A 23,619-nucleotide genomic window follows, 5' to 3' on the forward strand; every position below is an offset into this window, starting at 1 on the left:
GAGTGAACCATCCAGTAGGAGTCATGATTATGGCAAAGCTACTAAATCCCAATCAATCCTATACGTTCAGCAAAATTTTTGAACTCCAGATTGAGCCTGACGATCTCGCTACTGAGTTTGGCTACACACTTGAACGAACTCGGCTCAACTTACCTCAGTATAATGGAGAATTAGATCGCTTAGAAGAACTGCGATCGCGTATTGAAGAAGTCTTGCCCTATGTAAGCCTTGCCAGTGAAACCTCTCGACGAGAAGTTTTGATTTCGCAAGTTGTTCTGGATCTAGTTCACTATACCAAAGCTCAACTACGAATTGAGTATCCACTAAAAGTTACAGAACAACTGCAAGTTTACTTAGATTATCTGTTGAGAACGCAAGCAGAGGTTTTAGTAATAGAGGCAAAACGAGAAGATTTGACTTATGGTTTTACACAACTTGCAGCCGAAATGATTGCGCTCGATCAGTGGGATAAAACTCCAGCACAATCTACTCTAATTGGTGCTGTCACAACTGGAAAAATATGGCACTTTGGACGACTCAATCGAGCAACAAAACACTTTGAACAAGGCTTAGATAGCTATCGAGTTCCAGATGATTTAGAGCCACTGATGCGAATTCTAGTTCAATCGTTGGTCGCATAGACCATCAATTTTCATTCATTGAATCTAAACTATGCCCCATAGCCTCGTCCTCAACCTCCTCCCCCAATCACCCATCCCCCTCCAATACCTCACCGGAAGGCATTTACACGCCCTCTTCCTCACCCTCGTCAGTTCCGTCGATCGCAAATTGGGTGACTACCTCCATGAATCTAAGGCTGACAAACCCTTTACCCTCAGCCCTTTGCAAGTCGTGCGTAGGGGCACGGTATGCCGTGCCCCTACTCTGCAATGGGAACACACCAAACCCATCTCTGCGGCTACACCTTGCTGGTGGCGCATCTCCCTCCTCGATGACACCCTATTCAGCAAACTAACCCAACTGTGGCTCAACCTTAACCCCAATCACCCTTGGCATCTGGGGCCGGCTGACTTGCATATTACCAGTATCCTAGGCACTCCCCAATCGACTCAACCTTGGGCAAATGCTATCAGTTATGCTCAACTTTATGACCAATCCTCAGATAGTAATCGCCAAATCGAGTTGGCTTTTTGTACACCCACTGCCTTCCGACAAAGCAACTATGACTGTGCTTTACCCACACGAGACTTGGTGTTTAATAGTCTGATTAAGCGCTGGAATCAATACAGCAGCATTGAACTGCCAAAAACCTTAATTGAGTCTATTTTTCCCAGTTTTTTTGATATTCACACTGAAATGGTTACCGACTCTCGTAGCAAGTTTATCGGCTGTGTTGGGGCGATGCATTTTCGGATTTTGGGTGATGTTGAACCTGTTGTGATTCAGCAGATTAACGCCTTAGCCAACTTTGCTCTCTATAGTGGTGTTGGACGCAAAACAACGATGGGTATGGGGATGGTAGGGCGGTTGAGTCATTCCTAAGTGACGGTTTTTTTATTGATGGTTTGTTTCACACAACCGCCAGGGAATTAATTCCTTGGCTCATAGATTAAGTCCTCTTCAGAGGACTAGGAATTAATCAATAATCTTTAGTCCACTAAAGTGGACTTGATGTATTAGCAAGGGAATTAATTCCCTTGCAAGTGAAGGTACCTTACTCGAAATCTATGAACGACACAGATTACATCCCCATCGCATCACTCAACCAATATGCTTACTGCCCTCATCGCTGCTGGCGAATGTTCTGTGCCGGAGAGTTTATCGATAATCAATACACGATTGAAGGCACCAGCTTACACGATCGCGTCCACACCCAAGGCGAAGGACACCGAGAAGAAACCTGGCAGATTCGAGCCATTTGGCTCAAATCAGAACATTACAAACTGATTGGAAAATCGGACTTAATCGAATCAGAATCGGGTCAACTTTATCCCGTTGAGTACAAGCGGGGACGCAAGGGCGAATGGGATAACGATGAGTTGCAAGTTTGTGCTCAAGCGTTGTGCCTTGAGGAGATGACAGGACAAACCATTACTCAAGGCTATATCTACTACGCCCACTCTCACCAGCGCCAACTTGTCGAGATTTCAGATCAATTGCGAGAAGATGCGATCGCAACCCTCCAATCCGTTACAACATTACTGCAAACAGGCATCATGCCCCAACCCGTTTACAGCAAACGCTGTTCTGGATGCAGTCTTTCCGCCCAATGTTTGCCTCAAGCTGCGACTAAAGTGGGTCGCTATCAAGAAGTCAACTAATTATCACAACAGTTAATCTCATGGGAACGGTTTACATTACTCAAGAAGATTCATTTATCGGGAAAACCGACGAACGTCTGATTGTTAAAGCAGACAAGAAAAATATTCTCGATGTACCCTTCATTAAAGTGGAAGGGGTGGTTGTTTTGGGACGGGCTACGGTTTCTCCGGCTGTTGTATCGGAATTGATGGAACGGAAGATTCCGTTGAGTTTCATGATGGGAACGGGTAAATATTTGGGGCGATTGGAACCGGAAATGACAAAGAATATTTTTGTAAGAAAGGCGCAGTGGCAAGCGGCAGGAGAAACCGAACAATCGGTGCATGTGGTGCGGGGATTTGTGCGGGGGAAGTTGAAGAATTATCGTTCAATTCTTAATCGAAATCAGCGCAAATATCCAGAATTAGATTGGTAAGCTGCAATTGATCGGGTGCAAAATGCGATCGCACCCATTGACAAAACAAATTCGATTAATTCTCTGCGAGGTTTGGAAGGGGCAGGAAGTGCGGCGTATTTTGGGGCGTTTAATCAATTAATTCGGGTTGAGGGATTTAGTTTTGCCGCCAGACGCCGTCGCCCACCGACTGATCCAGTGAATGCGTTGTTGAGTTTTGGCTATTCTTTATTGCGTCACGATGTCCAAAGTGCGGTGAATATTGTGGGGTTTGACCCCTATTTAGGGTATCTCCACTTTGAGCATTATGGTCGTCCTGGTTTGGCACTGGATTTGATGGAGGAATTTCGTCCGTTGGTAGTAGATTCGATGGTTTTGAATGCGATTAATCAGCGTATTCTCAAGCCTGCTGATTTTACTAGCGAACCGTTGAGTAATGCGGTGTTGCTGTCGGTGGAGGGACGGCGAGAATTTTTGAGGCAGTATGAAATGAAGAAGCAGTCACAGTTTAAGCATCCGGTGTTGGGACGTAAATGCACGTATCAGGAAGCGTTTGAGATTCAGGCGCGTCTGTTGGCGAAGTATTTGATGGGCGAAATTGAGAAGTATCCACCGCTAGTAGTGTATTAATTATGTATATAGTCGTGTCTTACGATATTCCGGAAGATAAGCGCCGGACTAAAATTCATAGTATTCTCAAGTCCTACGGGCAATGGATGCAGTACAGTGTGTTTGAGTGCAGTTTGACAGATACTCAGTATGCTAAGTTGCGATCGCGTTTGCGTAAGGTGATTAAGCCTGACCAAGATAGTATCCGTTTTTATTTCCTTTGCCAGTGTTGTCAGGGAAAGGTGGAACGGATCGGGGGTGAGCAATTGCGGGATGATACGATTTTCTTTGCCTAAATCCGACAACCTATAGGTGTTGAGATAGGAGGGGGATTTTTTGGGGCTGTATTCCTGACGATACAAGGGTTTGCAGCCTTTTCCCTTTTTAGGAGGTTGTCGGATTTCTTGAAAAGCTTGTTATATAATGGTTTTATCTATTTTTGTTTTGGGGGACTTGTTTCGCCCTAAGACTGAAATGGTATACTCAGGAGACCTTGTCGGATTTGAACCTTGAAAACTAAATACAGTATGGTTCCTGGATGCCTGCGGTTTAAATTCCACTTAATCCCTATCAGGGATTGAAACAGTACATTGATTCGCTTAATGGTATAAGCGTCTGTTTAAATTCCACTTAATCCCTATCAGGGATTGAAACATAAGGCTCGGTTGTTGGGGTGTGGTCAACTTGTTTAAATTCCACTTAATCCCTATCAGGGATTGAAACAAGGCGCTGACGAATGACCCACTCCCAGCGCCACGAGTTTAAATTCCACTTAATCCCTATCAGGGATTGAAACAACGCGATCGCGTTGACGTAACTCGAAACGCAAGAGTTTAAATTCCACTTAATCCCTATCAGGGATTGAAACAACAAGTGGGCCGTTTACCACGTCATCAATCCGTGTTTAAATTCCACTTAATCCCTATCAGGGATTGAAACGCTTTTAGAAGCCCCTCCCAGCAACGATTCTACAAGTTTAAATTCCACTTAATCCCTATCAGGGATTGAAACTTAACTCTGTTAGACTTTAAACGAAACTAATAGGTTTAAATTCCACTTAATCCCTATCAGGGATTGAAACCAGAGAAAGGAGGGCTGTCACGACCGATGATCGATGTTTAAATTCCACTTAATCCCTATCAGGGATTGAAACGAAAATTAGCAGGTAATGTAAAAATAGAGAGGCTTGCAGGTTTAAATTCCACTTAATCCCTATCAGGGATTGAAACTAGTATATATTTCAGACTGGCAGTTACATTATCTGTTTAAATTCCACTTAATCCCTATCAGGGATTGAAACGAGTAATCCTATCAGATCGCTGTCATTGGCTAACCCAGGTTTAAATTCCACTTAATCCCTATCAGGGATTGAAACAGCTCTGAACGATTGGGTTGATTTTGCTTTTGAGCGTTTAAATTCCACTTAATCCCTATCAGGGATTGAAACTAATCAGTTGATTGTGTTGGGGGTATAAAGCCTCAGTTGTTTAAATTCCACTTAATCCCTATCAGGGATTGAAACTTTTGCGTAGCAGCTTAATGCAGCGGTTGGGCGGGGTTTAAATTCCACTTAATCCCTATCAGGGATTGAAACATTGACTTCCCGGCAGGGGATGAACCCCAAACTGTTCTCAGGTTTAAATTCCACTTAATCCCTATCAGGGATTGAAACTTGATCTGACTACCCTGCCTGGGTAGTGAGTTTGTTTAAATTCCACTTAATCCCTATCAGGGATTGAAACCAGACTCGATCGGATTATTTCAATGCTCACGTTAGTTTAAATTCCACTTAATCCCTATCAGGGATTGAAACCAGGACAACAGCCGCGCTAAATTAATAGCAGTTCAGTTTAAATTCCACTTAATCCCTATCAGGGATTGAAACTTCTGGGTTGTCCATGTCGAGCAAGTCGATTGCCTGTGGTTTAAATTCCACTTAATCCCTATCAGGGATTGAAACAAGTGGCAGCACTGGATAGAAAAAACTCTTTGCGCCACAAATTCATGGCTATGGGTAGAAGAAAGACTCTTAGCTACATAGATAGCCTGTAAAAGTCGATAACTCTACACTGACCTATGACAACCCCACAATCCCCCAATACCAGACCCACCGACTTAGAAACACCTGGAGATGTTGATACCCCAGATAAGCAGGTTGCAGCCTCAACCAACGCTGATGTTTTGAGAGAACAGGCGATATCCGATTCCCAAGCCAGAGAAGATTTGCAATCCAAGCAAGATACACAAGCGGATAGGCAAGTTGCGGAAGGCGAAGATACTTCCTCTGATATCAAAGCGGGCGCTGCAATACAGATTCCTGGTGAGCTTTAAGATACCCCAGCTTGGAAGGTTACTTTTTTAGGACTTACGCAAATTTATCTTTGAACCACCATCTGTAGGAAAAATCAAAGCCTCTCTCAGCCAAAAAAAATTATCCGCTTCCCTCTCCTTTAAGGAGAGGGTTAGGGAGAGGTGGAGAGAGGTTTGGAGAGAGGTTTTCCATATCCCATGAAAAGTAAGACCGATTTTTCTGCCTAAAAAAGGCAACATCACCAATAAAAAACCCCAGAACTCGTTAAAGCACTGGGGGAGTCATCAGGGTGTATCTACTTATTTCCTTATCCGTCGTCCTTAGAACCGTTTCCGGATAAATCGAGAAAAGTCGCATCCTAGCTTCAGGTGCATCCCTAGAACTCATTTATCTTTATCTCCAAATGCCGCTACACCTTTAAATAACATAAACAGACCGCCCATTAATATAGCCAGTGCTACCCCACCAGCGACCAAATCCATTAAATGTGTCGTTTCCATCATTATTTCCTAAAACTCCCCTATCCTCAAATTGACAGATGCTCTTTTCCTTCAAAATATCTCTCAACTTGAATCGCTACTTTATACGGATAAGCATCAATTGAGGGCACAAAGCTGTTTTTCGTTACATTAAGCTGATGCGGTTGAGGCAGCCGATTCAGTAACTCCACCCCTTGGGCTTGATAACTATATCCCTCCAACGTAAATAACTTCAACATTTCCCTCACCGGTATCTCATAGAAACCCGCCAACTCTTCAGGCTGAAGTTGAAACGCCTCAATACTTAAATCAGTTTCATATAAAAACACATCAATAAGCTCATTATTTTTAACCCCTTGCTCTCGATAAACCACCAAACGCTTCCCCAGTGGTGTCAAGTCTTCCAATTTAACCGTTAAACCAATCTCTTCTTGGACTTCCCGTACCCCATCAGCCATCTTTTCGCCCGAACGGTAATGACCCCCTACCGGCACATCCAGATATCCTGGAGCCACATCTTTATCTTCCTTGCGACGTTGTAAATACATCATCGGCTCTTGAGTATTATTGACGAGCCAAAGATGAAACGCGCCGTGCCAATCCCCTTCTTGATGAACTAAATATCGAGCTTTTGTCTGCCCTGTGGGATAACCAGTGACTGGGTCTAGGATATCGAAAAGTTCTTCTGCATCTTGTTTAAATTGAAGCATCTTTCCCGAAATCATGGCTACCCCATTATCGATCGCAGTACTCAAAATCATCCGATTCATGCTTTTCCAATCCCTGTGAAGCCAGCTTAGGCCGCCACGGACTGGTTAGAGCCATTCTGAACACTCTCTACTCCATTGTTGCGAACCAGACTCGCCATATCCAACAATTGAGTCCAACGCTTTTGCACTTGTTTCTGTGTAATTTTCAGAGCTTTCATAATCTCAAAATCGCTCTTTTTCGCCCGTTTGAGATCCAACAACTGCTGTTGCATGGGGTCAAGTTGCCCGACAAATACATCCCACTGCGAAGATGAGAGTCCCAGCTTTTGGTCAAGGTCGGCACCTAACCATTGGTGTACCAGTTGCCAGTGAGACGTGTGAGCGAATTTTTCCACATGGTACTTAAAGCGCTGTTGCAGATAGTCCCGTTGGCGTGGTGTTAAACCCATGATGTTGTCAATTTCCGGTGCAGCAAAGTCTTGCAGCTTTAAGATTAAGTAATCTGCACAGTCTTTGTGACCCTGATTTTCTAGGTATTGTACCAGTTCACCCACAACGCGCTCGCGCAGCACTGCATCATGAGGGTCTTTTGTTTCAGCCACCAGACGCTCTCTCACCTGCTGCATCATGGGTGAGCGATTTTGCATCTGTGCTTCTTCACCTTTGGCAAACTCTGTTACCTGTTCAATATCCATGACGGTATCGGTGGGTTGGCGTTTGGCAAAGCTTTTAGCTCTGAGCACCAGTAATTGCACCGCACCATAACCGGTCATCACCCGTCGTTTGGCGTATTGCTCAGTAAACCCCATGTATTCAGCGAGTTCGATTTTGGTACGGGGGGTGTGGTTGTCAGCTAACTGATTTTCCCGCCTAAACGCTTTGAGGGAATCGGCATAAAAGTCTTGCAGGAAGTCTTCAATTAATAGGCGTCTCGCGGCAAAGCTTAACTGCGCTTGAGAGGGTGCAATCTGGCGATATATCATCACGCTCAGGTTGCTGTGCAGTTCCACACGACCTTGCTTGGAACCCAGATTATAGTACTCAACACACTTAGAGAGACGATGACGTGCCAAGGTTAACTGCCAGGAGCGAATGTCACCACCCTTTTGAATGCGGTCACTCTTGCTACAAATCCGTTCCACTTCTGCCACGATGCGCTTGATTACCGTTAGAGCGTTGCTGGGTAAGGAACCCAGTTGATGTGTCAGTTCTTCCTTCAACAGCTCAATCAACGCCATAGTATCTTGGTTGGTGATACTGTCCGGAGCGTTGTCAGTGGTGACGGAAGATTGAGGATATGAGTTGCTGGTGGTGGTGTTCATGGTAAAAGCCCTATTAGAGTTGAGTGACAGTAGCGACGATTAAGAAGATTGGTGTTGGGTTCACCTCTTTTCTTTTCGTCCACAATTCGACTGTAAAGCGCTTCTATTCGGCTTCGTGGTGTGATTGTGCAGGCTCCCCAATATGGTTGTTTAACGGCTAATCGTCTCAAGGGTTGATGTGCCAGGTCGGCTGCTCTCAACTGCTCAGTGTGCCTAGACTTGAGCGATTTTTCGGGGATGATTACCTGATAGCGTGTCTGCTCAGTTTGAGTGGACAATCCGCAAACTGGTTGGATGAATCAGTTCCTTGTCCGAAATGATGAGCCTGCTGCCTGTAGTCTTTCACATCATTGATTTGAGGTTTTCAGGAATGCTTTCGGCAAAAGACGGTTAAGATGTTGTTCGCCCAGTCTAATGAGCAGCTTTGGAATGACAGCCGCCGTCAAAATTCAACCTATTGGCTTCAGCGTTCAGTATCCCAAGACACAGTGGCGTGTCAGCTTTGTGGAAGACGCTTCTGGCAAGTATCGATTCTCACTCTCTGGCAGAGACTTTAAATTTGAACCCCGTGACCGCTATTATTACCCCAGCCACGACGAGGCCAAACGAGCCGCCTATTGTTTTCTGGAACTGATGAAGCGATTGGATCGCTCACGGATGCGCCTCAGCGTCCTGGCTGAAATCGGTCTGCTCAAGTTCCCTGAGGAAGTCTACCGCACTTATGATCTTTGGGTTGTGATTGACCGAACTCGCTACACCTGGGAAGTCAGTACCGCTAATGGCTTCTGTGTTAGGTCGCAACGTTGGTACAAACACCCTGACTCGGCTTTGGCTAAAGCGAAAGCTCACATTGACCGCGAACTGGCTGTTTCTCAAATCAGAGGGGTTGTTGGTTGGGTTTAGCTATCTATAGCAAAAGGCAGACGGCAGAGGGCAGAAGGCTTCTCTCGGTTTCATCAGGGTTTGTTACTCAGCAATAACCGCGTCCACCAGCAAATCCGCTCCAAACCGAACGGCATCGGTGCCGGGTAATCCGGTTTCTTCCTGTACCTGTGCGATCGCGCGTTGGGCGGCTTCAGTATCCAAGTGACCTGTATTCAATGCGATAGCTACGACTCTCACGGGCGCAAATGCCCCCCCTGCCCTAGCTACCGTTTCATACAGCCCAATCACCTCTGGCAAGGGTGGAATCGGCACATGCTGGTGATTGCGGATATGAGTTTGCCCTGCCCGATGCACTAAAACCAATCCCGTGGGCTGAGTTCCGCGCATCAGGGGTAAGGTTGCCGTTGAACCTGGATGTAACAGCGAACCCTGCCCTTCCACAATCAACAAATCGTAATCATCACCAGCGCGCATCACCAACTGCTCCACAGCTCCGGCAGCAAAATCTACCCGTATGGCATCTAAAGGAATCCCCTCCCCGGCAATCATCACACCCGCTTGACCGGTGGCTAAAAACTTGGAGCGTATGCCTTTAAACCGTGCTGCCCGATGCAACTCCAGGCTGGCGGACATCTTGCCTACACTCATATCCGTCCCTACCGTCAACACGCGCTGGCAGGAAAGCGATCGCGCCTTCCCACTCCCCACAGCTAATCCCTCTGGCTCCCGACGAATATCCCAAATCCACTGATTTGGGCGCAGTAACCCGCGTAACTCAGAATCAGAGTCCATGTGGGTATGTAATCCATTCACCACCGACAACCCAGCCGCTACCGCTTGCTTCACCTCCTGCCACCAGGCATCGGGTAACACCCCTCCGGAGGGGGCAATGCCAATCAGCAAAACATCCGGTTGCTCAACTAAAGCGGATGTTACTGAATCCACAATCGACGCATCGCAGGAGATACCCGTGAGTTGAGATAAAGACTCGCCAGCACACTGATAATCAATTACCGCGACAATCGGGGCTTCGCCATAGCGTAAAAACGTCAGTCCTGTTTTCCCATGGGAACCGCGAATTCCTTCATGGAGCAAAATGGCAACACGATGATTAGGGGTTAGACGCACGATATTGCACTCCCAGTCCAGGTAAATCGTTAGGAATCAGATGCCCATCTTGCACGGTTGCCCCTGTGAAGGGGTCATCCACTAAGTTTAGATGACTGTCTAAATCCAAATAATCCGCTAACGGTGCGAGATGAGATGCCGCCGTATTGGCGAGGGTACTGTCGGAATAGCAACCAAACATCACCTGTAACCCACAAGCCCTTGCTGTATGCACCATCCGCATCGCCTCGGTTAAACCTCCCGACTTCATTAATTTGATGTTAATTCCATGCACGCGATCAGCTAACTTCGGGATATCGCGGCTGGTGAAACAACTTTCATCCACAAAAATCGGTAAAGGCGATCGCTCATACAATATCGGCAATTGGTGTTCTTCCCCTGCTGCTAGTGGTTGTTCCACATACTTTACCCCCTGACTAGCCAGCCAGTCGCACATCTGCGTCGCCGCTTCCAGACTCCAACCTCCATTGGCATCCACCAAAAGCTGCGCTTGGGGCGCTTCGTCTCGCACAGCCAACAGCATCTCCCGATCCGCCTCAATTCCCGCCGGGGAACCGAGTTTGATTTTCAACACCCCTCCACCTGTTAATGGCAACCAATCACGCACTCGCTGTCTCGCCCCTTCTGGGGAATTAATCCCAACGGTGACCGAAATTGGCACAATCCGACGGCGATTCAAGCCCCACAGACGCCACAGAGGCACTCCCGTCCACTTCCCCATCCAATCGTGCAAGGCTAAATCAATCGATGCACAAGCGGCTGACGGCACCTCTGCCTCCCTTAACACCCGTTCAATCTTCTGGCGTTCCCACGGGCTAAACGTTTCCAGCGTAGGTGCAACGAGTTGTAAGGCTTCCCAGAGTTCCTCCGCGCTTTGGCGAATGGAAGAGATGCCTGTTTTGTCATCTGCACGGATGGAAAAAGGAGAGGCTTCACCCCAACCTTCGATTCCTTCCTGCTCTACCCGCACCCAAATATTGGTGGTTTGGGAGGTGGTTCCCCGACTGATCGTCAAAGGGAACCGCTTATGTACCGTGAAGGTTTCCAGGGCAAGGCGCATAATTTTTAAGGCTGCGAGTGTTTTATTTACAAAAGTTAATATATTTGTTAAGTTAAGTTACAAGAACAAACACGGATAAATCAGGAGATTGACATGACCCGTAGTGGAGCTATTGTGGACGAGCAAGGCAAATTGAACAACTTTGCCATTGAACCGAAGATGTACGTGGACGAAACTCCTCGCACTGGCTTTACATCCTACGCTGAAGTACTCAATGGCCGTCTGGCAATGCTTGGGTTTATTTCCTTGCTGGCGTTAGAAGCTATCAGTGGGCAAGGTTTGATTGAATTATTGACAACCCTATAAATGCTTTGAAAAAAAAATATAATACCCCCGTCTCAACCCAAATGGGATCAGGCTTTAGACTGGGTGCACAATTGAGTCAGGCGCTTATTTGCCCTGGCTCAATTTTTTTTGTCACAATTTAACTATCCTTGACATGAGTTCTGTACAGCCTTGGAAAATCCTCAACTCACAGCTTGTCTTGGACAACCCATGGTGTAAAGTTAGGCGGGATGAAGTCGAGTTAGCCAGTGGTCAAGTCATCGATGACTTTTTTGTCAATGTTAGACCCGATATCGTTCTCATCCTTGCAGTTACTCAGCAGCGAGAGATTGTGTTTGTGCGTCAATACCGTCATGGTGTCCAGGATATTTTATTAGAACTTCCTGGCGGTGGCTTTCACTCACAACTAGAGACGAGTCTGTCAGCAGCTCATCGAGAACTCGAAGAGGAAACCGGGTATGTGGCTGAACACATGAGGTTTTTGGCAACTTTATATGATAATCCGGTCAAGGATACCAATAAAATTCATTTATTTATGGCAGAAAATGCCCATCCCTCCAGTATTCAACAGCTCGATGTTACCGAAGAAGTTGAAATTGTCTTAGTGCCTATTGAAGAAGTTTTAGCCAAAATCTCAACCGGAGAAATTTGCGTTTGTGGCACGGTTACGGCTTTATTTTTAGGGTTAAGGGTTCTGGCGTCGTCGTCTTTCCCTTCTCACAGTCCCTAACCGGAATTAATTGTCTAATATTTCTTCTTTCGGTTGATAATGACAACACTGTTCACAGGGGCCGGATGGGTTAATCGCACATCGGATGTAAGCTGAACGGGCGTTGAATTGGCAGGTAATATCACCAATTAAATAGCCAACACCGTCAAGGTAATATTGATCTGGAGGCAGATGATTTCTGGGCGGCACCCTCACAAAAGACTGTTGCCTCACGGCTAAAAGCCTTGCTTCCATCCGTTCCTTTGCTCTTCGCATCATCCACAGAGAAAGGATTGGTGGTGTCAAACCCAAGACAAAAACCAAGATGGTATCTAACATCTTCTTCTCCTTTGGGGCAACTTTGCCTATATTGTTGCTCAGTTACTCAGCGATTGCGCTAAATCCTTTGGAGCATCTCCGAAGAAGTAGATCCGCCAAGGTTTTCGCTGTAAATTTTTAGCACGAGTCAAGGAGTCGGGTTTTAATCACGTCAAGGAACCAAAGACTCCCGTACTACTTGTATTTCGGCAAAAATAAGGATACACCCGATTTAACAGACGCGAGTGGGAAATCCCCGAAGTCGTTAGCTACGGGCAATCGTTCATAAATCACAAAGGGCAAGGATAACGACACCTTGCCCTTAATTACTGCTTCATTATTCAGTCACGAAGTCACAGATTACCCAACTGTCTGGTAAGCAAGATCTTCCAATCGCCCATTGCTCTGTGCGGCTGTGTCAAAGCCACGGGGGATTTCTCTCTGCCTGACTTGCTTGGCTTTCAGGGCTGTTTGTAGAAGTTTCATTGCCTCCGCAGGCTTGCCACGACCGCAAAAGAATAAATCCGCTGCAAAATAGCCGTGTTCAGGCCAAGTGTGGATGGCGATATGAGACTCTGCCAGTGTTGCCGTTGCTGTCACTCCGTGGGGACTAAACTGGTGTACACACAAATCGATAAGGGTAGCTTCTCCAGCTTCAATTGCATCCATAATGGCGCGGCGAATTCCCTCAGGGTCATTGAGAAGGTCTTCCGGTGCTCCCCATGCGTCAACGACCAGATGAGTTCCCACTTGTTTCATTCTTATTTTCGTACTCCACCCGATAAGGTCTCAAAGATTTCATTTATAGCACATTCTCTAACCCAGAACAACAAGAGGGAAAGTGCAAAGGTTATTCAAGAACATGACATCAACGGCATGAGGCCGCTGTAACGAAATAATTAGTACTAAGTTTTGCAGCCTGTCAAGAGTCTAAGGAATAATTTCGCTCAAATAGTCCCCAAGAGGGTGTGTTCGATTTGACCCCTGCAATGTCAAAATTGTAGGCATCAGCTCCAGTAGAACATACGCTAGGAAGGTGGCACTTGACAATCAATGGATTATAAAACAGCCCGTAGCTTTCTAATTCATCAGGGAACGCCCTCTGACTCCAATACTGATGCTTTCCTCATGCGTCTAAAGCAGAGAAAGGCACCCATTCCGGGTCAGGTGACTACTATTTTGTTAGCCCTAAAAGTCGTGTTTGAGGGTCTACGAACCGCTTCCGCGCTTGACCGGGAACTTGTTTACTCCCTGTATCTATTATCGTTTGAGGGCCGACAGCATTTTGAGGCTGGGATTCAGGCGGGAATTGACTGGCCACCTCTACTCCAGGAAGATTTGAAGCGAATTTCAAGAGCGGTCAAGAGTATTTTTGCGGGTGTTTGGCATAGTGAGTAAAGCTGGGTCAGCACAATTCACGTTTAGCAAGGGATAACCTTTAACGTGCAAAGTTTTTTCAGACACAAATATTAGCCCGCCTGATTGGGATTCATACAACTGAAAACTACTGTAAGATAGCTTCGCCTCAGGATTTTTTCGCTTAACGAGCGCGCACTTCGGCTTCTATCTTGTTGAGATCTTCTTTGAGAAACACCGTAATTTGACCGTTGAACGCCTTGCCACTCTCGGTATTGGTAATCTCCAGCCAATAAGCGAAACGCTCTCCTAACCGAAGTTCACCCTGCTGTTGCTCCAATAAGGGGCGATTCTGCCGCCGTGCTAAATCTATGGTTTCGGGGACGGGATAATCGTAAATTAGTTGAGCGCGACCGTAATCTTCATAAACGGTCGGGCCATAGATCGCCCGTAACGATTCCCTCAACCGCTCAAGGGTTACGCCGTTAATCATGTCATAGAAAGTCATGCGTTCACTGCGGATGGTACCTTGGTCTTTCGCCAGCGTGAGGCGACCTGGAGGCAGTACTGAGGCTTGGAAGGTAAAGCGCTGGGCGGGGGTGCTGCTTCTGGTCACCCGCAACCCATTTCCAATAGCGGGTCGTAGAGTTGGGTTGGCATTAATCCAGGCGGCAACCGCTTCTGTTCTTTGACCGGGTAGGGCGTTGGCGATTGAAGGAAAAAGCAAAAAGCAAAAAGGGAAAAGGAAAACGGTAAGCGGGAAAAGGAGTTTAGACCTTTGGCCTTGTGGAGGATTGTGCTTTCCCCATCGCAATTCCCAACTGCAAAATCGGTTGACGTTTGACTTTTGAGTGAACATCACGGCCTCCCCGGTTCAATAGCCACCTTAATAGCCTTACGATTTTTCATATCTTCAAGCGCCTGCTCCAAATCTTTAAGCGGTCGATAGTCAGTGATTAGCCGTTCAAAGGGGATGACTCGACTTGCCAACAACTCCAGGGCTTGGCGCACATGGGCGGGTGTATTGTGGAACACTCCTTTGAGAGTCAGGGCGTTGTAATGTAGCTGTTCGGTACTGACGGTAATGGTGGTATCGCGAGGACAGCCGCCAAATAGGTTAATGGTGGCACCCGGACGACCACATGCGATCGCCATTTCCCACACGGCTGGAATACCTGTCGCTTCAATCACTACATCTGCCCCCCATCCTTGGGTTAAGTCTCGCACCTGTGCGGGTACATCCGACAACTGATGATAATTAAACGTCCGAGATGCCCCTAATTGTTCCCCAATTTGCAATCGGCTGTCATTTCCCCCAAACAGAAACACTTGGGCACCACACTGATGCGCGAGTACCGCCACGAACATCAGCCCAATGGCTCCATCTCCAATCACAACAACCCGATCGCCTGCTTGGACATTAGAACAGGATATCCCATGCAGGACACAAGCCAAGGGTTCCGTCATCGCGGCTAGGGCGTTGGGCAAATCGGGAGGGACAGCTAACAGGTTGTGTTGCACGATGGGGGCTGGGATTTTGAGATACTCAGCAAACGTGCCGTTGTTAAATAGCAAATTGGGACACAAAGAATACTCGCGACGGTGGCAAAAAAAGCAGGACATACAGGGGGCGGAGTTGTTCGCCACGACGCGATCGCCTATATTCCATCCTGTAACCCCAACTCCTATCGCTACAATTTCACCCACCACCTCATGACCAAATAAGGTGGGCGGTTTCAACATTCTGGCATGACCCCCACGCCGCCAAACTTTCAAGTCAGTGCCACAGGTTGTTGCGGTGCCTACTTTCATCACAACCTCACCCGCCGCAGGGGTGGGAGTAGCAACCGATTGCAAACGTAAATCTTCCTGACCGTAGAGTAATGCAGCGAGCAATGGAGGTGTGTCTCCTCAGCTTAATTCCACCTGATTTTAGCAGGGTCGCTCCCTGGTGGATGATATTCAATCCGTTTCGATAACCCCCTTATTCCCTAAAGGAGGGGGACCGGAGCTAAGCGTGAGGATGGGGGACTAGGGGAGGGGAAGAGATGATTTAGATCCTTAAGCAAGGCGTCTACAAGTCGGATTTGGGAGTTCAACTCTAGGCGTAGGGGATGTCAGACAGTCTAAGACTGCAATCCTTGTCTGATGCCTGAATCCCACGGATTGAATCCGTGGGAGTGGCTCAAGAGGTGTGTCCGTTCAGACTGTCTTTTGGATTGAAACTGAACAACGAAAAAAGCGACAGGGAAGTCACTTAGCTCTACAAGCCAGGAAGGAACTTTTGCCCTGTCGCTGTTTTTAACTATTGAGTCTCAGTAGTTAGGGATTTTTTCTAGGTGAGGTTGAATCAACCACATTCGCAGACCATTACGAGTGAGTTCATCCTCTCAAAAGAAGCGATGTGTAAGCCATGCAAGCCCTGTCGCCTTTGGCTGAATCAGCACGGTAAAGAAAGATAGCTATGAATTGACCGACTGTAAAGTTTGCGATCGCTTTTTCCTCGGTTCAGAGCTGATAGGTAACTGGCCCATCATCAAAGGAATCATTTCCTCATGGCAGGAGGTGCAATACCAATAGACACCTTTCCGTCGCGCATGGCGCAGTAAAACACTACCACAACAAGGACAAGTGTTGACCCGCATACTTTGTTATCTCCTGATTTTAAAATCCAGTTATTTAAAACGCTGATTTGGGCGCTGAATGACTGCCCGTTTCTCCTAAACTACTTGAAACTAATTTTTGATATCGAATCCCTAAGATTGGATTGATTTTATTTCATTGCTTGCCTTCCCATCGGTTCGGCACATTCCGTAACTTTCTTAACTTAAATCTTTGTTGCTTCCCTCCTCATCTATCTCAAGAAGTAAGTATATCTAAGCGATCCCAACTTTGGCCCGATTTCATCGATCCCTAGCACATCATCGTCTAATTTCACAGGGGAAGCCTACCCCTTTTTACCCCTCCAGCCCCTAATCTTGATAGTTATTTAAGCTGGATAAATTAGCCCGCTACAGTGCAGTAGCTAAGTAGATTGAGCAAGCATTTATTCAAACCTCAAGGCGTTATAAATCTTGAAGAATGGGCAAAAATGTGGCTTTACACTCTATGCCTCATCCCACGTAGATTTGGCAACTTGCCATAATAACTAAAGCTGGCTTTCCTCAGCAATTTTCACGGGGGAACACGGGAAGGGATGAAGTTTTTTAAACTTCTGACCCAAAGTGCAAGAAAGCTTGGGATCACAAAGAAATCACTCAGATTACACGGCAAGAGTATCTCTGCTGGTGTGTGGTTTCTTTTTATCCCTTACATACCTTAGCCTGATCTGTTAAGAACAGGTGGTGAGATAGGATACAAAATTTAGATACATTTTCGATTACGACAGGAAACAACATGGTCTGATCCAGTTAGGCAGGGAAGGAAATATGGAAAATCCAGGTCAGTCGTGGCCAGTCGGGATTGGCACAGAGCGGGATCATCCCTTGGTATGCTGGGTTAATCAGGACGAGGGAAAGGCGCAGCTCGGCTGCCTGTGGTAGCCTTAAAACATCAGGAGTCAGCCAGGATACTGATAAATACCCAGGCTGTAAATGCTAACTCCTAAGACGATCTGTTTGGGTGACCGAGAGCAGCTCCAAAACTATAAAGAAATCGCTCTAAGATTTCTGGCTGATTATCGTCTTGCTGCTCGCCGAGTAACTCTCATGCCGACTGAAACCCTCACGATTTTGCTGGTAGAGGATAACCCCAAAGATGCCTGTCTTGTGCAAGAAATGTTACAGGCAGCTAAGACATTTCCCTTTCAACTGATACAGGTTTCGAGACTGGAAGAAGCTTTAACTTGCCTGAGCCGAAGCTCATCAATTTCGGTAATCTTGTTAGATTGGTCACTGCCAGATGCCCAAGGGGCAGGCATGATCAAGCAGTTGCGCCGGGTGTCGCCGGATATCCCAATTTTGGTGTTCAATGACTGGGATGATGAAGCAATCGCGCTTCAAGCTTTACAAAAAGGTGCCCAGGATTTCCTGGTGAAACATCAAACGGACTCGAACCTACTGGTACGATCCATACGCCATGCGATTGCCAGAGAGAAGGCTAATCTCTCCCAGCGGTGTGTTTCCCAGATCCGTACACGTCAGGAGCAAGCGCTACGAGAGTCGGAAGCTAAGTTTCGCACACTGTATGAATCAACGAGTACGGCGGTCATTTTGCTGGATGAAAATGGAATTTTTGAGGGCAATAGTGCCGCCTTACGTCTATTTGGTTGTACCCATCACGAACAGCTTTGTGGCAAACCCACGGAGAGTGGGAGAGTGGGAGAAAGCAGATACCGGCAGGGACGTGAGGAGGTAGGGGATTCTCCATGCTCTCAGTCACGGTATCACCCTGTCGTTGCGTCCTCTCTCCTCAAGTCCTGTGTTCCCCTGATTGGCTTTTCACCTGCCGTGCAGCCCAACGGTGAAGACTCATACTCCCTGGCAAATGAGTATATAACGAAGGCGAGCTCTCAGGGCACTTGCCGATTTGACTGGATGTACTGCAAACGGAATGGTGAAGAATTTCCAGCCGAGGTAACATTGACCCGAATTGAGCTGGCAAAGCGCAAAATCCTGCAAGCCACAATCTACGATATTAGCGATCGCAAAGCGACGGAAACACAGTTACTCCAAGCCAAAGAGGCCGCAGAAGCCGGAAGTCGCGCCAAAAGTGAGTTTCTGGCCATGATGAGCCACGAACTGCGAACCCCTCTCAATGCCGTGCTAGGACTTTCTCAATTAATGCGCCAAGAAATCTTCGGCACGCTGAATGAAAAGCAAAAAGAGTATGTGAGCTGTATACAGAGTAGTGGGGAACATCTGCTGGCGTTGATTAACGATATTCTCGACCTCTCGAAGGTGGAAGCCGGTAAAGAGCAACTCACTTTTGTGCCATTGGATATCCAGGATTTGTGCGACTACTGCTTAGCTATGGTGCGGGAGCAAGCTCATGAGCAAGGGTTAAAACTAAAGCTGGACATCGATCCGCAAGCCCGAATTCTGATTGCTGATGAGCGACGCTGCAAGCAAATGTTGCTCAATCTCCTATCCAATGCGGTTAAATTTACACTCATCGGTGAAGTTTCGTTAAGGGTGACCAAACGACCCATTAGCAGTAGCGTAAGCGGCATAGCCGAGTCTACGAGTGTCCAGGAGATTTGCTTTACGGTGGAAGATACAGGGATTGGGATTGCCTCCCATCATCTCCCCCTGTTGTTTGAGCCATTTCGCCAATTAGATAGTGGCCTAAATCGGCGGTTTACTGGCACCGGTTTGGGGTTGGCTCTCACCCGCAGTTTGGCACAGTTACATGGGGGAGAGGTTACCGTCCGATCAAACCTGGGCGAGGGGAGTCAATTTACTCTGTGTCTGCCAGATCGGCAGCTAGAAGAATGTATTCTGCCCTCATTACCTCAACAGACAGGAGTCGTTCAGGGACAAAGCTGTCCCCTGTGGGCTAAATCCCGCATTCTTTTGGTGGAAACGGATGAGCGCAGTGCGTTGATATTGAAAGACTATCTTCAGGTAATCGGTCACAAAGTTGAGCATTTAATCGATGGTCAAGACTTTTTGCACAAGGTGCGGCAGTTCAAGCCCAGCTTAATTTTGATGGATGTGCAGCTTAGGGGGGATTATACCGGATTTGATTTATTAGCTGCACTTCGCCGAGAACCCGACACAAAGAACCTGAAAGTGGTCATGGTGACAGCCCTGGCTATGGCCGGCGATCGCGAACGTTGTTTAGAGGCCGGTGCGAATGAATACCTCAGTAAGCCCATTGGCATTGCACAATTAGAGGCGATTTTGATGCGCTTCCTTTAATTCTAGAACGGATAAGTTTTGAGAATTTTGAGTAGCCTTAACAAAGTTTTGTCAAAATCAAACATCAGGAGTTAGCGTATGGCGATAGAAGCCCTTGCAGAACACAATGCAATTGAAGCCAATCTCAGGCAATTCCTGCTCGTGCTTTCCGTGTCCCTCAGCGTTGCCACGCTACCTCAAGTGATTAGCTGGTTTCGTCACATCCCCTACACCTTGCTATTGGTGATTGTTGGTTTGGGTTTGGCCTTAGTCGATGTGCGGCTGGTGAACCTCTCCCCTGAACTCATTTTGTCAATTTTCTTACCCCCTCTATTATTTGAAGCCGCATGGAACTTGAAATGGTCGGGTTTAAAGGAAAATTTAGTCCCCATTAGTCTATTTGCCATTTTTGGCGTGATGATTTCCGTGGTGGGTGTAGCGTTTGGCATCAATCAATTGGTTGGCGTATCACTCCCAACGGCGTTGTTAGTCGGTGCAACACTCTCAGCAACCGACCCCGTTTCTGTCATTGCCTTGTTCCGAGAACTCGGTGCACCCAAACGTCTCACGACTTTAATGGAAGGTGAGAGTCTGTTCAATGATGGTGTAGCAGTTGTTGCCTTTAGCTTGTTGGTAGGGATTCCTTTGGGAATCGAACAATTCGATCTTCAAGTCAGCATTGTTCGGTTTTTTGTCTTTGTTGGCATTGGTTTGGGAGTCGGTGGGTTAATTGGTTTTGGCATCTCCTATCTCACCCAGCGCTTTGACTTGCCGTTAGTCGAACAGTCGTTAACTCTCGTTTCTGCCTATGGTGCCTATATTGTTACAGAGGAATTCGGCGGGTCAGGGGTCATTGGTGTCGTGACTTGCGGCTTAATATTAGGTAACTTTGGCTCTCGGATTGGCATGAACCCGCGAACACGGGTGATTGTCACGGAGTTTTGGGAATTCCTAGCTTTTTTTGTGAATTCAATTGTCTTTTTATTGATTGGCGATCAGATTCGCTTTGCCAGTTTGGCAGAGAATTTGGATTCTATTGCTGTAACGATCGCAGCCGTCATTGTCACCAGAGCGATCGCGATTTATAGCTTAGGCAGCTTGAGTAACTGGCTAGTCAAATCTGAAATTGATTGGCGAGAACAAACCGTCCTGTGGTGGGGTGGCTTAAGGGGTTCAGTGTCCATCGCCCTCGCGTTGAGTCTACCCACCGCGTTAAAGGGACGAGAAGAGATTATTGCCACGGTGTTTGGTGTGGTGCTGTTTACCTTGCTCGTACAGGGTTTAACCACTAAGACGTTGCTCGAACGATTGAATCTTTTAGGGAATGAACCCCTACGCCAAAAGTATACCGAAGCGATCGCACGTCGAGCAGCTCTGTTGCGCGTCCTTGATCGTCTCAAGCAGGTAGACAAACGCCCAGAAATTGAGCCAGAGTTTTATCGCTATCAAACGGCTTTAGTGAAAGGGCAACTGGATAGCTTGCAAGCAGAAATTAACCAGTTAAAGCGAGAATATCCTCAAATGCAGGAGTATGCCATTGAACAGTTACGAGACGAACTGCTCGCGATTGAAGCGGATACCTACGCCGAATTTGTTCGAGCCGGTCAATTAAACAACGAACTCTCACCCTTTTTGCAGAAAGTTCTCCAATCTGAGGAGTAGTCTATTCTGGCAGAAGTGGAGGATTGGGGAAGTGGGGGAGTGGGGGAGTGGGGGAGGGAGAGACTACTATGCTCGGTGCCCGTTTTCAATGGCGATCAACTCAGCGACTCAGACAGTGCTTCCTGTTATGCTTGGCATAGTAACGTTGATCTAGCAACCTCTCATTCCTAGTAATCGGCCACCCATTTAAATCCTGATGAATACCAACACCTGGTAAGAATAGAGGCAAATTTTGGCAGCATTCAGGGTGACGAACGATTTCAGGTTTTAATTCAGGGTGAGAATGATTAACCAAAGAGTTGTGCCGTATTTCTCGTAGAGGTGGCACAATAATAGTTTCTAGATCTTCCAAACCCTCACGCTTAGAGTGCGTTTGCTGTTGGGAGGAACTGACCGACAGGCCAGTTCCTAGTCTCAAGCCTTGTCAGGGTGAGCACACTCCCTGCTGGATGAAGCATTGGCAGTAGAGCCGTCTTTAAAGGTCAAGCGCAGCTTGTTGGCGCTTTGTGCTTGCAATGCTGCAAACCTCTCCAGTGTGGGATGATTTGACATTTCGGTCGTCAGGTGTACATTGACCTAATCTGCGAAGCAACGCATCAACTAAGAAAACGATTAATTCAGCATCAACCCCCAACTATGCAGACTATCGAAAAGACTGAACCGAAACTCTTAGAACTTAAAACGCGCCTCGCTGAAATCCATGATATCGAAGCCGCGGCTTCCCTCCTTTACTGGGATCAGGCGACCTATATGCCTCCTGGAGGTGCCGCAGCTCGTGGACGCCAGCTAGCCACCCTGCAACAAATCTCTCACAGTAAATTTACCGAGTCGGCGGTGGGCGAACTGCTGGAAGATTTGCGCCCCTACGAAGAAAGTTTACCCTACGATTCCGATGAAGCTAGCCTGATCCGCGTTACTCGACGCAATTACGAAATAGCGGTGCGGGTGCCAGCGAAATTTATGGCACAACTCTCGATGCATCGGACACAAACTTACGAAGCCTGGGTGGTAGCGCGACCGACCAACAGCTTTGCAACGGTAGAGCCTTACCTGGAAAAAACCCTGGACTTGAGCCGCGAATTGGCAAATTTTTTCCCGGGTTACGAACATATCGCCGATCCCCTGATTGACTTTGCTGACTACGGCATGAAGGCATCGTTTTTGCGCTCGCTATTTGCCGATTTGCGAAACGAACTCGTACCCATTGTGGAAGCGATTACGTCCCAACCCCCTATCAATGATAGCGGTTTACATCAGTTATACCCGGAAGCTCAGCAGTTAGATTTCACCCTCAAGATACTTGAACAGCTAGGTTATGACTTTCACCGGGGGCGTCAAGACAAAACGCACCATCCGTTTATGACCAATTTCTCCATCGGCGACGTGCGAATTACCACCCGCGTCTATGAGAACGACCTAGGCCAAGCTCTGTTTAGTACAATCCACGAGATGGGACACGCTCTGTACGAGCAAGGCATCAATTTGGAGTATGAAGGCACACCCCTGGCGGCGGGGACATCCTCCGGCGTCCACGAGAGCCAATCTCGACTCTGGGAAAATCTGGTGGGACGGAGTCTAGGCTTCTGGAAATATTATTATCCCCAGTTACAGGCTTTCTTTCCTGCTCAGTTGGGAGAGATTTCTCTGGACACATTTTACCGGGCGATTAATAAAGTGGGGCGATCACTGATTCGGACGGATGCCGATGAAGTCACGTACAATCTGCACGTCATGATTCGCTTCGACTTAGAACTACAAATGCTCGAAGGTAGTCTGGAAGTGAAAGACCTCCCCGAAGCTTGGAACGAACGTTATCGCTCCGATTTGGGCATTATCCCAGAAACGGATACCGACGGTGTATTACAGGATGTTCATTGGTACACCGGTCAAATTGGCGGGATGTTCCAAGGTTACGCTTTGGGCAATTTACTGAGCGCTCAATTTTTTGAGGCCGCCATCCTTGACCATCCAGAAATCTTAACAGACATAGAGCAAGGACAGTGTATTACACTCCATAATTGGTTGAAAAATAAAATCTACCAACACGGTTGCAAATACACAGCAACGGAACTGATCAGGAGTGTGACCGGTGCATCTTTACGCATCGAGCCATTTATTCGTTATATCCGGCGAAAGTATGGGCAACTTTACACTCTCTGACCGTTGCCCTCTTGAATATGTGTTGATCTATCTCAGGGAATACGCTTTCTGGACAGCAATTTGTAAATTGTTGTTATCACTGTTCTATTTTGCGCTTTGGGAGTTGCA

General features: G+C 47.1%; 21 protein-coding genes, 1 pseudogene and 1 CRISPR repeat array. Of the genes and pseudogenes, 13 read left to right on the plus strand and 9 right to left on the minus strand.

Translation table 11 applies throughout. The features are described from left to right. Positions 1–29: 29 nt before the first annotated feature. The 6 genes and pseudogenes from NDI48_17415 (at position 30) to NDI48_17440 (ending at position 5,617) form a co-directional block, all read left to right on the plus strand. Positions 30–641, plus strand: a complete 612-nt coding sequence (locus tag NDI48_17415) for a hypothetical protein (GenBank protein ID MEP0832953.1) — start codon at positions 30–32, stop codon at positions 639–641. 31 nt (positions 642–672) lie between these two features. Next, positions 673–1,503: a CRISPR-associated endoribonuclease Cas6 gene (gene cas6, locus NDI48_17420; protein MEP0832954.1), complete on the plus strand. Its 831-nt coding sequence runs from the start codon at positions 673–675 to the stop codon at positions 1,501–1,503. A gap of 185 nt (positions 1,504–1,688) precedes the next feature. Continuing rightward, positions 1,689–2,282: a CRISPR-associated protein Cas4 gene (cas4, locus tag NDI48_17425; protein ID MEP0832955.1), complete on the plus strand. Its 594-nt coding sequence runs from the start codon at positions 1,689–1,691 to the stop codon at positions 2,280–2,282. Between the two features lie 20 nt (positions 2,283–2,302). Beyond that, positions 2,303–3,307: pseudogene (gene cas1d / locus NDI48_17430) on the plus strand (type I-D CRISPR-associated endonuclease Cas1d). Between the two features lie 2 nt (positions 3,308–3,309). Beyond that, positions 3,310–3,582, plus strand: a complete 273-nt coding sequence (gene cas2 / locus NDI48_17435; GenBank protein MEP0832956.1) for a CRISPR-associated endonuclease Cas2 — start codon at positions 3,310–3,312, stop codon at positions 3,580–3,582. Positions 3,583–3,833: 251 nt separating this feature from the next. Continuing rightward, positions 3,834–5,246: direct repeats of the CRISPR family, unit length 37 nt; unit sequence GTTTAAATTCCACTTAATCCCTATCAGGGATTGAAAC. A gap of 116 nt (positions 5,247–5,362) precedes the next feature. Then, positions 5,363–5,617, plus strand: coding sequence for a hypothetical protein (locus NDI48_17440; GenBank protein ID MEP0832957.1), 255 nt, complete (start codon positions 5,363–5,365; stop codon positions 5,615–5,617). Positions 5,618–6,123: 506 nt separating this feature from the next. Here NDI48_17440 and NDI48_17445 read toward each other — a convergent pair. After that, positions 6,124–6,846, minus strand: coding sequence for an NUDIX domain-containing protein (locus NDI48_17445; protein MEP0832958.1), 723 nt, complete (start codon positions 6,844–6,846; stop codon positions 6,124–6,126). Between the two features lie 26 nt (positions 6,847–6,872). Next, entirely contained in the window at positions 6,873–8,108 is a 1,236-nt protein-coding gene (locus NDI48_17450) for a hypothetical protein (GenBank protein ID MEP0832959.1), read from the minus strand. Positions 8,109–8,537: 429 nt separating this feature from the next. Between NDI48_17450 and NDI48_17455 the strand changes: the two genes are divergently transcribed. Next, positions 8,538–9,011 (plus strand): hypothetical protein, encoded by a 474-nt coding sequence (locus NDI48_17455; protein ID MEP0832960.1) that lies wholly within the window; start codon positions 8,538–8,540, stop codon positions 9,009–9,011. A 63-nt stretch (positions 9,012–9,074) separates the two neighbouring features. On the opposite strand, the gene NDI48_17460 is transcribed toward NDI48_17455, so the two are convergent. Together NDI48_17460 and NDI48_17465 are read right to left on the minus strand one after the other, a co-directional pair. Then, positions 9,075–10,121: a DUF1611 domain-containing protein gene (locus NDI48_17460; GenBank protein ID MEP0832961.1), complete on the minus strand. Its 1,047-nt coding sequence runs from the start codon at positions 10,119–10,121 to the stop codon at positions 9,075–9,077. Then, on the minus strand, positions 10,105–11,181 hold the full coding sequence (locus NDI48_17465) for a dipeptide epimerase (protein ID MEP0832962.1): 1,077 nt from the start codon (positions 11,179–11,181) through the stop codon (positions 10,105–10,107). The genes NDI48_17460 and NDI48_17465 overlap by 17 nt, the downstream gene beginning before the upstream one ends. Before the next feature lie 93 nt (positions 11,182–11,274). On the opposite strand from NDI48_17465, the gene NDI48_17470 reads away from it, so the two are divergent. Together NDI48_17470 and NDI48_17475 are read left to right on the plus strand one after the other, a co-directional pair. After that, the gene (locus NDI48_17470; protein MEP0832963.1) at positions 11,275–11,487 is read left to right on the plus strand and encodes a chlorophyll a/b-binding protein; all 213 of its coding nucleotides are present in this window, start codon (positions 11,275–11,277) and stop codon (positions 11,485–11,487) included. A 133-nt stretch (positions 11,488–11,620) separates the two neighbouring features. Next, positions 11,621–12,196 (plus strand): NUDIX hydrolase, encoded by a 576-nt coding sequence (locus NDI48_17475; GenBank protein MEP0832964.1) that lies wholly within the window; start codon positions 11,621–11,623, stop codon positions 12,194–12,196. Positions 12,197–12,202: 6 nt separating this feature from the next. On the opposite strand, the gene NDI48_17480 is transcribed toward NDI48_17475, so the two are convergent. Beyond that, complete coding sequence (locus NDI48_17480) at positions 12,203–12,514, minus strand: DUF6464 family protein (protein ID MEP0832965.1); 312 nt, start codon at positions 12,512–12,514, stop codon at positions 12,203–12,205. A 339-nt stretch (positions 12,515–12,853) separates the two neighbouring features. Continuing rightward, a complete protein-coding gene (gene speD / locus NDI48_17485) occupies positions 12,854–13,252 on the minus strand; it encodes an adenosylmethionine decarboxylase (GenBank protein MEP0832966.1) in 399 nt (132 codons plus the stop codon). Positions 13,253–13,546: 294 nt separating this feature from the next. On the opposite strand from speD, the gene NDI48_17490 reads away from it, so the two are divergent. After that, positions 13,547–13,891, plus strand: a complete 345-nt coding sequence (locus NDI48_17490; protein MEP0832967.1) for a Dethiobiotin synthetase — start codon at positions 13,547–13,549, stop codon at positions 13,889–13,891. Between the two features lie 142 nt (positions 13,892–14,033). Here the strand turns inward: NDI48_17490 and NDI48_17495 are convergent, their stop codons facing one another. From NDI48_17495 to NDI48_17505, 3 genes are all read right to left on the minus strand, one after another. Next, positions 14,034–14,576, minus strand: a complete 543-nt coding sequence (locus NDI48_17495; GenBank protein MEP0832968.1) for a hypothetical protein — start codon at positions 14,574–14,576, stop codon at positions 14,034–14,036. Between the two features lie 131 nt (positions 14,577–14,707). Then, positions 14,708–15,745 (minus strand): alcohol dehydrogenase catalytic domain-containing protein, encoded by a 1,038-nt coding sequence (locus NDI48_17500; GenBank protein MEP0832969.1) that lies wholly within the window; start codon positions 15,743–15,745, stop codon positions 14,708–14,710. Between the two features lie 566 nt (positions 15,746–16,311). Continuing rightward, entirely contained in the window at positions 16,312–16,494 is a 183-nt protein-coding gene (locus NDI48_17505) for a DpnI domain-containing protein (protein MEP0832970.1), read from the minus strand. 1,062 nt (positions 16,495–17,556) lie between these two features. Here NDI48_17505 and NDI48_17510 point away from each other — a divergent pair. The 3 genes from NDI48_17510 (at position 17,557) to NDI48_17520 (ending at position 23,511) form a co-directional block, all read left to right on the plus strand. Further along, positions 17,557–19,710, plus strand: a complete 2,154-nt coding sequence (locus NDI48_17510) for a response regulator (protein ID MEP0832971.1) — start codon at positions 17,557–17,559, stop codon at positions 19,708–19,710. A 78-nt stretch (positions 19,711–19,788) separates the two neighbouring features. Continuing rightward, a complete protein-coding gene (locus NDI48_17515; GenBank protein ID MEP0832972.1) occupies positions 19,789–21,351 on the plus strand; it encodes a Na+/H+ antiporter in 1,563 nt (520 codons plus the stop codon). Positions 21,352–21,987: 636 nt separating this feature from the next. Continuing rightward, positions 21,988–23,511 (plus strand): carboxypeptidase M32, encoded by a 1,524-nt coding sequence (locus NDI48_17520; protein MEP0832973.1) that lies wholly within the window; start codon positions 21,988–21,990, stop codon positions 23,509–23,511. Positions 23,512–23,619: the final 108 nt, after the last annotated feature.

Origin of the sequence: Microcoleus sp. AS-A8 (genome assembly GCA_039962225.1) — a bacterium.
GTDB lineage: Bacteria > Cyanobacteriota > Cyanobacteriia > Cyanobacteriales > Coleofasciculaceae > Allocoleopsis.

What these genes read in the sequence shown, in the direction of transcription:
- NDI48_17515 (MEP0832972.1), top strand. Translation starts at nt 19,789, where the DNA reads ATGGCGATAGAAGCCCTTGCAGAACACAATGCAATTGAAGCCAATCTC.
- NDI48_17475 (MEP0832964.1), top strand. Translation starts at nt 11,621, where the DNA reads ATGAGTTCTGTACAGCCTTGGAAAATCCTCAACTCACAGCTTGTCTTG.
- cas4 (MEP0832955.1), top strand. Translation starts at nt 1,689, where the DNA reads ATGAACGACACAGATTACATCCCCATCGCATCACTCAACCAATATGCT.
- NDI48_17480 (MEP0832965.1), bottom strand. Translation starts at nt 12,514, where the DNA reads ATGTTAGATACCATCTTGGTTTTTGTCTTGGGTTTGACACCACCAATC.
- NDI48_17415 (MEP0832953.1), top strand. Translation starts at nt 30, where the DNA reads ATGGCAAAGCTACTAAATCCCAATCAATCCTATACGTTCAGCAAAATT.
- NDI48_17520 (MEP0832973.1), top strand. Translation starts at nt 21,988, where the DNA reads ATGCAGACTATCGAAAAGACTGAACCGAAACTCTTAGAACTTAAAACG.
- NDI48_17470 (MEP0832963.1), top strand. Translation starts at nt 11,275, where the DNA reads ATGACCCGTAGTGGAGCTATTGTGGACGAGCAAGGCAAATTGAACAAC.
- NDI48_17490 (MEP0832967.1), top strand. Translation starts at nt 13,547, where the DNA reads ATGGATTATAAAACAGCCCGTAGCTTTCTAATTCATCAGGGAACGCCC.
- NDI48_17440 (MEP0832957.1), top strand. Translation starts at nt 5,363, where the DNA reads ATGACAACCCCACAATCCCCCAATACCAGACCCACCGACTTAGAAACA.
- cas6 (MEP0832954.1), top strand. Translation starts at nt 673, where the DNA reads ATGCCCCATAGCCTCGTCCTCAACCTCCTCCCCCAATCACCCATCCCC.
- NDI48_17450 (MEP0832959.1), bottom strand. Translation starts at nt 8,108, where the DNA reads ATGAACACCACCACCAGCAACTCATATCCTCAATCTTCCGTCACCACT.
- NDI48_17505 (MEP0832970.1), bottom strand. Translation starts at nt 16,494, where the DNA reads ATGCGGGTCAACACTTGTCCTTGTTGTGGTAGTGTTTTACTGCGCCAT.
- cas2 (MEP0832956.1), top strand. Translation starts at nt 3,310, where the DNA reads ATGTATATAGTCGTGTCTTACGATATTCCGGAAGATAAGCGCCGGACT.
- NDI48_17465 (MEP0832962.1), bottom strand. Translation starts at nt 11,181, where the DNA reads ATGCGCCTTGCCCTGGAAACCTTCACGGTACATAAGCGGTTCCCTTTG.
- NDI48_17455 (MEP0832960.1), top strand. Translation starts at nt 8,538, where the DNA reads ATGACAGCCGCCGTCAAAATTCAACCTATTGGCTTCAGCGTTCAGTAT.
- NDI48_17445 (MEP0832958.1), bottom strand. Translation starts at nt 6,846, where the DNA reads ATGAATCGGATGATTTTGAGTACTGCGATCGATAATGGGGTAGCCATG.
- NDI48_17510 (MEP0832971.1), top strand. Translation starts at nt 17,557, where the DNA reads ATGCCGACTGAAACCCTCACGATTTTGCTGGTAGAGGATAACCCCAAA.
- speD (MEP0832966.1), bottom strand. Translation starts at nt 13,252, where the DNA reads ATGAAACAAGTGGGAACTCATCTGGTCGTTGACGCATGGGGAGCACCG.